Genomic DNA, 14,721 nt, shown 5'->3' with positions numbered 1-14,721 from the left:
TAAAGATTGATTATAACATAATGAATTTATATAGGTATTATTAAGATGAATATTTGTAAATATAGATATGGAGGTGCTTTTTAAGATGAATATAAGGTCGAATATGGAAAATTCTAAGGTTTTGTTTGAGAAGTCACTTGAGAAGATTCCCGGTGGTGTTAATAGTCCGGTGAGAGCATTTGGCAGTGTCGGAGGTTCACCTCTTTTTATAAAAAGTGCTAATGCCGACCACATTTACGATGTGGATGGCAATGAATTTATTGATTATGTATGTTCGTGGGGACCGGGGATTTTAGGTCACGCACATCCACAGGTTATCGAAGCGGTAAAAAAAGCCTGTGTTGACGGTCTTACTTTTGGTGCTCCTACTAAAAAAGAATTGGAGCTTGCTGAACTTATAACTGATGCAATGCCATCTATTGAGAAAGTAAGACTTGTAAATTCGGGGACAGAAGCTACGATGAGTGCCATTCGTACTGCAAGAGGCTATACGGGCAGAGATATGATAATAAAGTTCAGGGGAAATTATCACGGACACTCTGACGGACTTCTTGTGAAAGCTGGTTCGGCGGCTCTTACGACTGCTGTTCCGGATAGTGCGGGAGTTCCGGCTTCTTATACGCAGAACACTCTTGTTGCAGAGTACAATAACGAGGATTCCGTAAGAGAACTTATGGAGCAGTATGGTGAAAATGTTGCCGCAATCATAGTTGAGCCTGTAGCCGCCAATATGGGTGTTGTTCCTCCCAAAGAGGGATTTTTAAAATTTCTTCGTGATATTACATTAAAATATGAAACGGTTCTTATATTTGACGAGGTTATAACAGGATTCAGGCTTAAATTTGGCGGAGCACAGGAGTATTTTGGTGTTAAGCCGGACATGACGACGCTCGGCAAGATTGTCGGCGGTGGTATGCCTATCGCTGCATATGGCGGAAAAAAAGAGATAATGGACAGGGTTTCTCCGACAGGACCGGTTTATCAGGCTGGTACATTGTCAGGAAATCCTATTGCGACAACGGCAGGAATTGAAACTCTTAAGATTTTAAAAGCACATCCTGAATACTATAAACAGATAGATGAGAGTGCAAAAAAACTTGCAGATGCGTACAGAAAGATGGCAAAAGAGAAAAACATTCCTCTCCATGTAAATCAGATAGGTTCGCTTTTATCTGCGTTCCAGACAGGTGAGGTCGTGGATGATTATGATAGTGCACTTACATCTGATACAAACGCATATACAGAATATTTCTGGAAAATGCTCGACAATGGGATTTATGTTGCACCTGCACAGTTTGAAGCAATGTTTGTATCAGTCGCACATACAAAAGAGGATATCGAGAGGACTTGTGAGGTTATCAGTTTATGAGCATACAATTACTTTGCGTTAGTCATAAGACCGCAGATACAAAGATAAGAGGTCTGTTTGCATTTGATGATGATGCAAAGGCGAGGATAATGGAAAGGCTTATAAGTTCGCCTTATATAAATGAAGCGGTACTTCTTGCAACCTGCAACAGAACGGAACTTTATTGCGAAGTCCGGGAAAAAACGGAGACAGCGGTGCTTTTTATGCAGCAGGTACTTTTAGAAGAAGCCGGAGTTTCAGAAAATTCAGAAATTCAGGATGTAATATTAAGATACGAAGAAAAAAAGGCGGTTCACCATCTTTTTATGGTTGCGGCAGGTCTTGACTCTGTTGTGCTTGGTGAAGACCAGATTTTGGGACAGGTAAAAAATGCTTATCTTGCAAGTGACAAAAAAGGATATATAGGAAATTTGTTTCACTCACTTTTTCAGGCAGCGATGGCGGCGGCAAAGAAAGTAAAGACAGACACACCTATGTCAAAGACTTCCGTATCGACTGCAAGTCTTGCACTAAAACAGGCGGGCGAGGAATTTGGTACATTATCCGGAAAAAACATTATGATAATAGGTGCGTCCGGAAAAATCGGAAATATAGTTATGCTGGATGCACTTGATATAGAGGGAGCAAATGTTTATGTAACCGCAAGAAGCCACATCCCAGAGAAAAATGCGAGATGCAATATAATAGATTACAAAGACAGATATGAACATATGGAAAAGATGGATGTTATAATAAGTGCAACATCAAGTCCGCATTATACTGTCACAAGAAAGCATTTTGAGGTAAAAGAGCATAAAAATAAAGTTGTATTTATCGACCTTGCAGTTCCGTTTGACATATCGCCTGATATAGAGAAAATACAGGGCGTGGCGAGATATTCAATGGAAGATATGAACAGGCTTGCCGCAAAAAACAATGAATTAAAGAAAAGTTATTTGTGCGATGCAAAAGAGATAATAAGAGAATATGAGCAGGAATATCTTAAAAATGAGATATTTAGGGCAAACCGTGAAAAAATAGATAGATTTATGGCATATATCAAAGAAAATGCTGAGAAAAAATCACTGGATGCGGCTGTTCATAAGATGATTTTTGATATAAAAGAAAAGAGTAATGCACAGGAATTTCAGGATTTTGTGGAAATAATTGCAAAAATACAGTGGTATTGTTGATTTATCGACGAGATATTATTGCTGTATGATTAAAATATGTATTGATGCAGAGGGAAAAATAATTTTTGTACTCAACATTATATTTTAAATAACAAATTTTGTGAGAAAAACAGATATAAAGAAAAGAGGGCAAATATGATACAGAGAGCAAGAAGATTAAGACAAAATGAGATATTAAGGAAGATGGTGAGGGAAACAAGAATGGATAAGTCATCGCTTGTTTATCCTATGTTTGTAAGAGAAGGAGAGAATATAGTAGAGGAAATCCCGTCTATGGAGGGACAGTTCCGTTACAGTATAGACAGAATGTCAGAGAAACTTGAAAGTCTGAAAAAAGCAGGTGTTAAAAGCGTTATACTGTTTGGCATACCTGATGTAAAAGACGAAGTCGGAAGTGGTGCTTATGATGATGATGGAATCGTGCAGAGAGCATTAAGGGCAGCAAAAAAAGATTTTCCTGATATGTATTTTATAACAGATGTGTGTATGTGCGAATATACTTCACACGGTCACTGCGGACTGCTCTGCGGTCATGATGTAGACAATGATTCCACACTTGAACTTTTGGCAAAGACAGCGGTTTCCCATGTGAAAGCCGGTGCGGATATGGTTGCACCGTCAGATATGATGGACGGAAGAGTGCTAGCTATCAGAAATGCACTCGATGAGAACGGATTTACAAACACACCGATAATGTCATATGCCGTAAAATATGCATCATCATTTTATTCACCGTTTAGGGATGCTGCAGGCTCAGCACCGTCTTTTGGTGACAGAAAATCTTATCAGATGGATTATCATAACAGAAAAGAGGGCATAAAAGAAGCATTGCAGGATGTTGAAGAAGGAGCAGACATCATTATGGTAAAACCTGCAATGAGTTATCTTGACATAGTGAGGGAAGTTGCTGATATAGTGGATGTGCCTGTGGCAACATACAGTGTGAGCGGAGAGTATGCTATGGTAAAAGCGGCCGCAAAAGCAGACTGCATAGACGAGGAAAAGATAGTGTGTGAGATGGCAGCAGCAACCTACAGAGCTGGTTCAAGCATATATCTTACTTATTTTGCTGAGCAGATAGCGGAGTATATGGATAGAGGACTGATTGGGTAGTGAAAATAGGTGGAAAGAGGAGGGGGATATGGACGAGAGGAGAACGAACAATGACAACAAGAGAAGAAGCATTAAACTTCGGACTTTCATTTCCGAACACTTACCAGAGTGCTCCGTTTCACGATGAAAACTGGCAGCTTGTGCGTGTAAAAGGAAGTAAAAAGGTTTTTTTATGGACATATGAAAGAAACGGCTTCATCAACCTTAATGTAAAGGTAAATGATGAGTGGCGTGACTTTTGGAGAGATGCTTTTGAGTCTGTTATTCCGGGGTGGCATCAGAATAAGGAAAACTGGAACACTATCATTCTTGACGGCTCAATTCCTGACAAGGATATTAAAAGGATGATTACGGAAAGCTATGAGATAGTGACTGACAGTCCCACTAAGAGGATTTACGAGGCGGTTAAAAAAATCCCCGCAGGAAAAGTTGCAACTTACGGGCAGGTTGCGGCTATGGCTGGCAATCCTAAAATGTCAAGAGCCGTCGGCAATGCCCTGCACAAAAATCCAGACCCGGAGAATATACCGTGCTTCCGTGTGGTAAATTCTAAGGGGGAACTTTCGGGAGCATTTGCGTTCGGCGGTGAAAACGAACAGAAAAAAAGACTCGAAGCTGACGGCATAAAGGTTGAAGATGGCAGGGTGGAGCTTAGTCGGTATGGAGTTGATTGGTAAAACAAAACTGACACAAAAATAAAACAAAACTGACACGAAATTTTCGTCCCGGTGACACGAATTATCTTTATTATATATTTAATCTTGGCAGGTACATGATTTATATGTAGAAAAATGCACTTTTTTGTGATATAGGAATTTAAGCCATATCATGCAGTTAAAGCATTATTATATGATAACAAAATGAACTACCAGAATTTTTAGTTCAGAAGAATTTGAGAGTACATAAAAATAAAAAGGAGTCACCGGAATGAATATTAAGAGTCAGTTAAGCAATGTGATAAAAAAGAAATTATTTAATACATTTATAATCAATGAAGAAGTTTTTTCACAGATGGCTGAAAAAGAACAGCTTTCAGAAAATCAAGAAAAATACGGATATGATACAAATATTGAAAATGTTCAACAGTCTATGGCGGTGCAGACTTATAAAAAAGAACTGGCGATAAAGCACATTTTAGACAATGACATTTACAGTTTCAAAAATGCTCTTTTGATATTAAATCCTTATAAAATATCGTTGTTGACGGCAGTGCTGCTTTTTAACACTGAGATGCAATGTATGGTGAGATATGTGATAAAAGGGATTCGTGGCTCTAAAGATTATACGGTGTGTGATGAGACATACACAACAAGACACAGAGTTCCGATAATAGGTCTTTATGAAAATGCTTATAACCTTGTTCAGGTGTATCTTTTAGATGCTGACAAAAATGTGCTTGATATGAACAAGATAATGATACATACGCCTAAACTTAGAGGAAAACTCGAAACGAATGTAAATGTGACGGGGCAGACGGATGAAAAAGACGACAGATTTATGCTTGTGACAGGCGGTTACAGCGGTTCAACTTATGCCTTTGATGAAAATGGAAATGTCCGATTTATACTTGGAAGACCGTCGCATCCTTATGGCATACATGAGCTTGGCAATGGAAGATTTTTATATGCTGAAAAATATATGCGTCAGCCTAATTACGGAAATGCACATTCTGTGGTGATGCACGAGATGGACTATATGGGCCGTGTTTATAAGACATTTCTTCATCCAAACGGATTTCATCATTGGGCAGTGAGAGAAAAAAATACAGGAAATTATCTTATAGCATCAAGTTCGATAAATGATTCATTTGCAGAAAACATGATAATTGAAATAGATGCGGAAACGGGAAATGTGCTAAGAAGCATAAATGTGAATGAGCTGTTTGATGATACATATGTTACGAGAAGTGACTGGGCACATATAAATTCATTTGACTACATAGCTGAAGAGGACTGCGTCATAGTATCAATGAGAAATATACACACGATAGCGAAGATAAGTCTTAAAGATAATGAACTTGTATGGATTATTGCAAATCCAAAATTTTATAAGAATACAGCACAAAAGGATAAGGTATTAAGACCGGCAGAGAGTATGGAATGGTTTTTTCAGCAGCATGCGGTTTCACTTTTAGATTATGACAGTGATGCAGGGAAATATAAGATTATCTTATTTGACAACCATACGGCTAATCGAAGACCCGTAAGATATTTTGATAAGATAGAGGGCTCAAATGTACTTATATTAAATATAGATGAAAAAAAGGGAACAGTGTCAAAGGAAAAAAGAGTGCCGACTGCTTTAAGTATCACACGCTCGAACGCATTTGTGACTGATGACGGAGATTATATATATGCGATGTGTGGAAATCTGAAAGAGGAGATTGACGGCTGCAGGGCAAAAATATATAAATATGACTATCAGACAGGTAAATGTGTAAAAGAAATATCCTGTAAAAAGGATTTCTTTAGTGGAAGCGAGATGAAATTTGATGCAAAAGAATTATCGAAATCTGTTTGCGGTGACGGAGATATAATTGTAGGGGAACTTAAAGCTCCAACATATAAAGAGGGAAATTTTGAAAATCTCAGCAATGCCATTGCCATAAATGAGTATGAAGAAAGTGATGATGTGGAGTGTTTTGAAAACGGACTTCCTGTCATTGTTCGTATAGTCGGAGACCTATTGCAGATATACGGCAGGGATCACTTGGTAAAAAAGGTGTATCTCTACAATGAAAATGGAACATATGAGCAGGATTTCTCAGATACGGAGCAGAAAAGTCAGATATTTATAAAGCAGAAATACTATGTAAATGTGCCGTTAGACAGGATAAAAAACGGGAGTTATAATATTGCATTAAATATAGAAGATAAAATTTATACCACAGAGTATTTTGTAAATAAGCATTGCAAAAATATGTGATTGACATTAAACAAAATATTGTGTACTGTTATAATGTATGACATTCTAAAATCATTATTATAATGTCATATTTTATGCATGAATATGTGACTTGTTTTTGTCATATAAATATGCGAAACTGATGTTTATTAAAATGTACTCTCGGAATCTTCTGAACGAAGAATTTCGAGATGGATTTTTGATATACAATGACATTTTTGTAGTGTGTACGACGAGAAAATGGAAACAGTATATCGGGAATGCAGCCGAAATGACTTGTTTTGAGAAGATACCGAGAGTACATTAAAAGAAAAAGGAGGATATGAAGTGAAAAAATCAGTTAAATTTTTAGTTGCTACAGTTGCACTTACAGCGGGTATGCTTGTCTTTTCTAAGGCAGACAGTAAGGCAGCAGTAACAGGAGTTACACAGACAGAAGGAGATAATAGCAGTATAGGTCTTCAGTGGAATGCGGATCTTGGAGCTAAAAGTTATGCGATTCAGTTTAGCCAGGACGGAAGTACATGGGTTACTGTAGAGACTACATCATCTGCAAGTGATACGGTCTATTCTCTCACGGCAGGAAGTACATATTATGCGAGAGTTGGAAGTTTTTCTACATATTCATGGAAAATTGATAAGACTAATACACCGACACCAGCTTCAGGATGGTCAGAGCCTGTCGAAGTAGTTACAGCTCCAAATGCAGATGGTATGACACTTATTCAGACGGGCGCTGCGACAAACAGTATTACGATGAAAAGTTCAGATGTTGTCGGAGCTAATCTGTATCAGTTATATACAGGTGATTTTCAGATAGGTGAAAGCACAACAAGTACAATAAAGTCTTCAGTGGCACTTAATACTGGAACAAGCTACGATGTGAGATGTTATCCCTGCCGTAAAGCAGAGACAACAGGATTTATAGCAAAATCCGGTTATGGAAGCAAATGGGGAGTAAAAACGCTTACCAACAAAGTAGCTTCTTCTAACTTTGGATTTACAAACATCTGGTATAATCTGAATGATTATAAGATAGGTATCTATGCTGATTCAGCAGTAGGAGCATATGACGGTGTTCAGGTTCAGCTTCAGACACCGGCAGGAAAAAATAAAAGAACCTGTTCAAATGATGGAAACACAGTTGAGATAAGAAATTTCAATGGTACATTTTATCGTTACAGAATTCGTACATATGTGTCATGCGGCAACAATAAAAAGGCATACAGTGCATGGAGCAGTTACAGATATGCAGGACTTTCTTCAAAAATATCTGCAAAGGCAAATAAAAAAAGTGTGAAATTAAGCTGGTCAAAAGTAAAAAATGCTTCAGGTTATAAGGTGATGATTTCTACAAGTAAGGAGTCTGGTTTTAAGACTGTTAAATCAACTAAAGCAAAGACAACAGCCATTACTATTAAAAAATGCGGCAAGAGCAAGATTAAAAAGCATAAGACATATTACATAAGAATACTTGCAAGCACAAAGTCAGGTAAGAAAACTTATAAGAGCGACCTTATAAACACATACGAATTTTATATTTACTAGTGTAGTGTATCATTGATTTTCAGCTAAATAACGCAGGGTAAATTTTCATTCTGCAAGGCGGAGGAATGAGCCGTAGCGGGCTACGGCGATTGACAACAACACAGCAGATGGAAATTTATGCAAGTTATTTGGCGAAATGTCATTGATATAGTACATTAGAATGTATTAAGAAAAGAACATTTTTAATATGGGATAATTAAAGAACTGCTGTTTCGGATGCATATTTGGATGGCAGTTCTTTTTTGATGAGATAATTGGCTGAACTGTTACCTTATTTTTAATATTTTTGCATAATTCCTATTGACATGATAGGAAAAGTAGGGTATAGTTATAGCTATGAGTTACTAAAACATATAGAAAAAGTAGGAAATACGATAAATAAAGGGGGTTGCCCAATGGATTTTAGAGAACTGACAACCGATGTGCTGGTCATTGGCGGCGGCACGGCAGGCTGTTATGCAGCTATCACGCTCGGTCAGGAGAAGAATGTAAATGTCCTTATCGTTGAAAAAGCCAATATTAAGCGAAGCGGCTGTCTTGCAGCAGGTGTAAATGCCATAAATGCTTACATCACAGAAGGTCATGTTCCACAGGATTATGTGGATTATGCAAAAAAAGACGCTGACGGTATAGTGAGAGAGGATCTACTTCTTTCAATGTCAGAGAGGCTAAATGAAGTTACGGCACATATGGAACATCTCGGTCTTGTCATTTTAAAAGATAAAGATGGCAAATATGTTGCAAGAGGCAACCGAAATATAAAAATAAATGGTGAAAATATCAAGCCTATACTTGCAGAGGCAGTAAAAAAACTTGATAACACAACAGTTATAAATCATGTAAACATCACTGATTATATAGTTGAAGACGGTGTTATCAAAGGTGCTTACGGGTTTGATGTAAATGACAGGACGGTTTATAAGATAAATGCAAAGGCAGTCATCTGTGCGACAGGCGGTGCGGCAGGTCTTTACAGACCGAACAATCCGGGATTTTCAAGACATAAGATGTGGTATCCGCCGTTCAACACCGGAGCAGGATACGCTATGGGTATAAAGGCGGGAGCCGAGATGACAACATTTGAGATGCGTTTTATCGCACTCAGATGTAAAGACACGATAGCACCTACGGGAACTATTGCGCAGGGAGTTCACGCAAAGCAGTTAAATTCTGCCGGTGAGATATATGAAGATAAATATGGTCTTACAACATCACAGCGTCTTTACGGTACAGTAACAGAGAACAAAGAAGGCAGGGGTCCTTGTTACTTAAAGACAGACGAAATATCAGATGAACAGCAGAGCGATCTTTACAAGGCATATCTCAACATGGCACCGAGTCAGACGCTCAAATGGATAGAGTTGGGAAGAGGTCCTAAAAATGAAAATGTTGAGATAGAGGGAACAGAGCCATATATAGTAGGCGGTCACACGGCGAGCGGCTATTGGATAGACAATGACAGAAAGACAACTATCACCGGTCTTTATGCGGCAGGTGATGTTGCAGGAGGATGTCCTCAGAAATATGTCACGGGAGCATTGGTGGAGGGTGAGATAGCGGCACAGTCGGCAGCAGAGTATGTAAAAGAATTTGCAGGCTCGGATACAGATAGTAAGGCAGCAAACGATTTATCAGTAAAAGTTATCGATGGCAATGATGCTTCGACAGATGAGAAGAAAGCCGAGTATGAAAGCTATTTTGCAAATCCAAAAGGATTTATAGATACAGAGCAGCTTGAGGAGACAATGCAGAAGATAATGGATCAGTATGCAGGCGGTATAAGTACAAATTACGAGTATAATGAGAGTAGACTTGAGATTGCAAAGAGAAAGATTGACGATATTGAAAAACTTTCTGTAAATCTTCATGCGGATGATATGGATGATTTGCTGAGAATTTATGAATTAAAAGAGAGATTAGTCGTATGTAAAGTCTTAATTGAGCATTTAAAAGCAAGAAAAGAGACAAGATGGCACAGTTTTGCCGAAAATTTGGATTATCCTAATAAGAGCGACGATTATCTCAAATATGTAAACTCAAGATATGAGGATGGCAGGATAAAAATTATTTACAGAGATTTGGTGACGGGAGGCAAGGTTTATGAGCATTCGGATAAATGATGAAAAGTGTGTCGGATGCGGACTTTGTATTGAAGCCTGTCCGGGAAATCTGATTAAAAAAAATGAAAAAGGAAAAGCTTTTATAAAGCATGAAAGAGATTGCTGGGGTTGCACATCATGTATAAAAGAGTGTAAAATAAATGCAATCGACTTTTTCCTGGGAGCTGATGTTGGAGGCGCAGGCAGCGTTTTATCAGTATCCTCTAAGGGAGATATAAATACATGGACGATCACAAAGGCTGACGGAAGTGTAGAGGAGATAGTTATAAACAAAAAAGACGCTAATAAATATTGATAAAAGGAACAGGAGGTTCGTTATGGGAAATTTATCTCATCTTGATGAATTAGAGGCAGAGGCAATCTACATAATAAGAGAAGTGGCGGCAGAGTTTGAAAAGCCGGTAATGCTTTACTCAATCGGTAAAGACAGCTCGGTAATGCTTCATCTTGCAATGAAAGCATTTTATCCGGAGAAACCACCATTTCCATTCCTTCATGTAGATACAACATGGAAGTTTAAGGAAATGATAGAGTTTCGTGACAGAATGGCAAAGAAACTTGGAATCGACCTTATAGTATATACAAACGAAGATGGTGTTAAGAAAGGAATCAATCCTTTTGACCACGGTTCAGCTTATACTGACATTATGAAAACACAGGCACTTAAGCAGGAACTTGATAAATATCAGTTTACTGCAGCATTTGGCGGCGGAAGACGAGACGAGGAAAAGTCACGTGCGAAAGAGAGAATTTTCTCATTCAGAAATGAAGCTCATGCATGGGATCCTAAAAACCAGCGTCCTGAGATGTGGAAACTTTTCAACAGTAAGATATTCAAGGGAGAGGAAGTAAGAGCATTCCCACTTTCAAACTGGACAGAGAAAGACATCTGGCAGTATATAAAGAGAGAAAACATTGAAATCCCTTCACTTTATTTTGCAAAAGAGCGTCCTGTCATTGAGAGAGACGGAAACATCATTATGGTAGATGATGACAGACTTAAACTCAGACCGGGTGAGAAGATTGAGTACAAAAAAGTTCGTTTCCGTACACTCGGATGCTATCCTCTTACGGGTGGTGTTGAGTCAGATGCAGAGACTCTTGACGAGATTATTGAGGAGACACTTAGTGCGGTAGAGTCAGAGAGAACGAGTCGTGTTATTGACCATGAGGCAGCAGGCAGCATGGAAAGAAGAAAGAAGGAGGGTTATTTCTAGGATGAAAGGATTATTAAAATTTATTACATGCGGAAGTGTGGATGATGGAAAATCTACACTTATAGGACATATATTATATGATTCAAAATTACTTTATGCCGACCAGGAGAAATCACTTGAACTTGATTCAAAGGTTGGAAGCAGAGAGGGAAAGATTGACTACTCACTTCTTCTTGACGGACTTATGGCAGAGAGAGAGCAGGGTATCACGATAGATGTTGCATACCGTTACTTTACAACAGATAATCGCAGTTTTATTGTTGCCGATACACCGGGTCATGAAGAATATACAAGAAACATGGCAGTAGGTGCATCATTTGCAGACTTATCGGTTATACTTATAGATGCAAAGCAGGGTGTTTTAGTTCAAACAAGAAGACACGCACGCATCTGTGAGCTTATGGGAATTAAATACTTTGTATTTGCCGTAAACAAGATGGATCTTGTTGATTACAGTGAGGACAGATTTAAGGAGATAGAAGCTCAGATTGCTGAACTTGCAAAAGAGCTTGAGCTTGCAAATTATGTCATCGTGCCTGTATCAGCAACAGAGGGTGATAACATCACGACAAAATCAGAAAATACACCGTGGTACACAGGTGTTCCGCTTCTTGAGTATCTCGAAAATGTTGATATTGAAGAAAAGACAACAGAAAAAGGTTTCTATATGCCTGTTCAGAGAGTAAGCCGTCCAAACCACACATTCAGAGGTTTCCAGGGACAGGTTGAAGCAGGAACAATAAGCGTAGGTGATGAGATAACAACACTTCCAAGCAATGAGAAAGCTCATGTAAAGAGCCTACTTGTAGGAGACAAAAAGGCTGAGACTATCGAAAAAGGACAGCCGGTTACAATCCAGCTTGACAGAGAGGTTGATGTATCAAGAGGATGTGTACTTGAAAAAGATACAGATATAAAAGTATCATCATCAATCACGGCAACACTTCTCTGGATGGATGATGATATTCTCGAAAACGGCAAAAACTACTTTGTAAAACTCGGAACAAAAATGATTCCTGGTATCGTAACGGAAATCGTTCACACTGTAGATGTAAACACAGGTGAGGAAAAGAAAGCCGACAAACTGTCAAAGAATGAAATCGCACTTTGCACAATATCGCTTGCAGATAAGATTGTAGTAGATGAATTTAAAAACCACAAGACACTTGGAGAACTTATCCTTATCGACCGTGTAACAAACATGACATCAGCTTGTGGTGTTGTTGAAAAAGTAAATGAGGGCGGTGAAGGACTTTTTGCAGGAAGAGTTGACAGAAATGTACGAGCAGCATTAAACGGTCAGAAAGCAGTAGCAATAGCATTCTCGGTTGAGAGACAGGGCGTGTCAAGAAGTCTGCTTGAAAAAGTAGAAAAAGAACTTTCAATCCAGGGCAAGCATACATACCTTTATGCTCCGGGGTCAGAAGAAAATATTTCAGATGTTATCAAGCATCTTCATCATGCAGGAGTTATAACATTACTTCTTGTAGAGGAGAAATATGCATCAACAGTAAGAATTGCAAGTGAAGAGTATTATCATGTACTTCCTGAGGATATCAAGGTCGAGACAGATGAAATCGTTAAATATATTGATGAACTTTCTGCCTATGATGTGAGAGTGGCAGGAAACGGTGAATTTATTTGAAGAGCAGAATAGGCATTGACCAGCTTTTGTATGAACGGTAATGTTAAGAAATAATGTACTCTCGGAATTCTTCGTTCAAAAGATTACGAGAGTACATAATAAAATATGGAGGGGTTGTAGATATGAAATTATCCAAGAGAGGCAGATATGCGTTAAGAGCATTGGTTTATCTTTCACTTAACAGTGATAAAGAGAAAATGACATTGAGCAAGATAGCAAAAGAAAATGATATATCTACCAAATACCTTGAGCAGATTTTTTCAAATCTAAAACGCTCCGGTATTGTAAAAAGTGTGGCTGGTATAAACGGAGGTTATCTTCTTGCAAGACCATCCACAGATATAAGCGTGGAGGATGTATTAAATGCAGTGGAGGGTGATTACAAGATAGAGGACGAGGAAATATCCGAAAACTGTATGGTAAAAGGTATATCCAAAGCACTCCAGAGACTTGTTATAGACCGTATAAATGAGGAGACAGGAAAAGTAATCAAAAATGTAACACTCAGAAAACTGGCTGATGAGTATTCAAACACAGACAGAGATGCGGATGAAATGTATTATATCTGATGAGATAAAATGGAATGGAAAGATGGACTGTTTGCAATGCAGGTAGTCCGTCTTTTTTATTATGTTTACTATTGTATGGTAAAAAACTGAGAGGTGATGTATAAGAAAAAAACATTATCAAATTATAAAATTAAAGAGTCAATCATTGCTTTTGTGTGATGGGTCAATACATGATTGTACGTAGCACGAATATCCTTTCATGAATGAAATGTCTTGACGAACATATATTCATGTGATAATATAGAAATACAAAAAGCGAACAAGTGTTTGCAAAAACTGGGAGGGAATATTGCATTTTTATTATACAGTATGTATAATGTAAGAAAGGAGACATTTATGGGGAAAATCGATATAGCAACAAAGCAGTATATGTCGCATAGGGATATTATAGCGGATGCCTTTAATTTTTACATTTATGATGGAAGACAGGTAATAAAACCTGAAGAATTGCAAAAAATAGATACGGCAGAGATTGCATTGCCATATGGAAATGATGCTGATATGGCAGTTCAGAAATTGAGAGACAATCTTATGTTGTGGTCTATGGCAAAGGATGACGAGGCGGTCTATGTAGTGCTTGGAATTGAAAACCAGGACAAAATCCATTATGCTATGTCAGTAAAAAATATGCTTTATGATGCATTACAATATGCAAAGCAGGTAGAAGAAGCAAAGCGGTCTTATAGAGACAGGTCGAAGAAAAAGCAGATTAAGTTAAACTCAGAAGAATTTTTATCAGGGTTTAAAAAGGAAGATAAATTAATGCCTGTAATCACATTGGTAGTATATTTTGGGGATAGAGACTGGGATGGTGCAAAAAGCATACATGAAATGTTGTCAGTTGATAATGTTGAATTACTGTCGTATGTACCGGATTATAAGATAAATCTTATAGAACCGGCAAAAATATCAGACGAAAATTTCGATAAATTCAAAACTGACTTAGGGGCAGTGATACAGTTTATCAAACACCAAAGTGATAAAGACGGTAGCTGGATAAAAGGAAACTCAAGATTTAATCATGTAGAAAAAGAAGCGGTAGAATTGATAAATATAATAACCGG

12 protein-coding genes are annotated in these 14,721 nt (G+C 38.0%); all 12 read left to right on the top strand.

Annotated features, from left to right (window positions below):
* Nucleotides 1–85 precede the first annotated feature (85 nt).
* The gene (hemL, locus tag DW721_RS08525) at nucleotides 86–1,369 is read left to right on the top strand and encodes a glutamate-1-semialdehyde 2,1-aminomutase (protein ID WP_022013864.1); all 1,284 of its coding nucleotides are present in this window, start codon (nucleotides 86–88) and stop codon (nucleotides 1,367–1,369) included.
* Nucleotides 1,366–2,541 (top strand): glutamyl-tRNA reductase, encoded by a 1,176-nt coding sequence (gene hemA, locus DW721_RS08520; protein WP_118745485.1) that lies wholly within the window; start codon nucleotides 1,366–1,368, stop codon nucleotides 2,539–2,541. The genes hemL and hemA overlap by 4 nt, the downstream gene beginning before the upstream one ends.
* Before the next feature lie 135 nt (nucleotides 2,542–2,676).
* Nucleotides 2,677–3,654 (top strand): porphobilinogen synthase, encoded by a 978-nt coding sequence (gene hemB / locus DW721_RS08515; RefSeq protein ID WP_022013862.1) that lies wholly within the window; start codon nucleotides 2,677–2,679, stop codon nucleotides 3,652–3,654.
* A 50-nt stretch (nucleotides 3,655–3,704) separates the two neighbouring features.
* On the top strand, nucleotides 3,705–4,331 hold the full coding sequence (locus DW721_RS08510; RefSeq protein WP_022013861.1) for a methylated-DNA--[protein]-cysteine S-methyltransferase: 627 nt from the start codon (nucleotides 3,705–3,707) through the stop codon (nucleotides 4,329–4,331).
* Between the two features lie 250 nt (nucleotides 4,332–4,581).
* The gene (locus tag DW721_RS08505; protein ID WP_118745484.1) at nucleotides 4,582–6,579 is read left to right on the top strand and encodes an aryl-sulfate sulfotransferase; all 1,998 of its coding nucleotides are present in this window, start codon (nucleotides 4,582–4,584) and stop codon (nucleotides 6,577–6,579) included.
* Between the two features lie 306 nt (nucleotides 6,580–6,885).
* Nucleotides 6,886–8,106, top strand: coding sequence for a hypothetical protein (locus tag DW721_RS08500; RefSeq protein ID WP_118745483.1), 1,221 nt, complete (start codon nucleotides 6,886–6,888; stop codon nucleotides 8,104–8,106).
* A 395-nt stretch (nucleotides 8,107–8,501) separates the two neighbouring features.
* Nucleotides 8,502–10,226, top strand: a complete 1,725-nt coding sequence (locus DW721_RS08495) for an adenylyl-sulfate reductase subunit alpha (RefSeq protein WP_118745482.1) — start codon at nucleotides 8,502–8,504, stop codon at nucleotides 10,224–10,226.
* Nucleotides 10,207–10,521, top strand: coding sequence for a ferredoxin family protein (locus DW721_RS08490; RefSeq protein WP_118745481.1), 315 nt, complete (start codon nucleotides 10,207–10,209; stop codon nucleotides 10,519–10,521). The genes DW721_RS08495 and DW721_RS08490 overlap by 20 nt, the downstream gene beginning before the upstream one ends.
* Nucleotides 10,522–10,543: 22 nt before the next feature.
* Entirely contained in the window at nucleotides 10,544–11,443 is a 900-nt protein-coding gene (gene cysD, locus DW721_RS08485) for a sulfate adenylyltransferase subunit CysD (protein WP_118745480.1), read from the top strand.
* Nucleotide 11,444: 1 nt separating this feature from the next.
* Nucleotides 11,445–13,088, top strand: coding sequence for a GTP-binding protein (locus DW721_RS08480; protein ID WP_118745479.1), 1,644 nt, complete (start codon nucleotides 11,445–11,447; stop codon nucleotides 13,086–13,088).
* 122 nt (nucleotides 13,089–13,210) lie between these two features.
* The gene (locus DW721_RS08475) at nucleotides 13,211–13,657 is read left to right on the top strand and encodes an Rrf2 family transcriptional regulator (protein WP_055944600.1); all 447 of its coding nucleotides are present in this window, start codon (nucleotides 13,211–13,213) and stop codon (nucleotides 13,655–13,657) included.
* Between the two features lie 336 nt (nucleotides 13,658–13,993).
* On the top strand, nucleotides 13,994–14,721 hold a 728-nt coding region (locus tag DW721_RS16240), incomplete at its 3' end, for an Rpn family recombination-promoting nuclease/putative transposase (RefSeq protein WP_207665616.1).

Source organism: Clostridium sp. AM27-31LB, from assembly GCF_003480745.1.
In the GTDB taxonomy this organism is placed as follows: domain Bacteria; phylum Bacillota; class Clostridia; order Lachnospirales; family Lachnospiraceae; genus Butyribacter; species Butyribacter intestini.
This window is presented reverse-complemented; position numbering and strand designations above follow the sequence as displayed.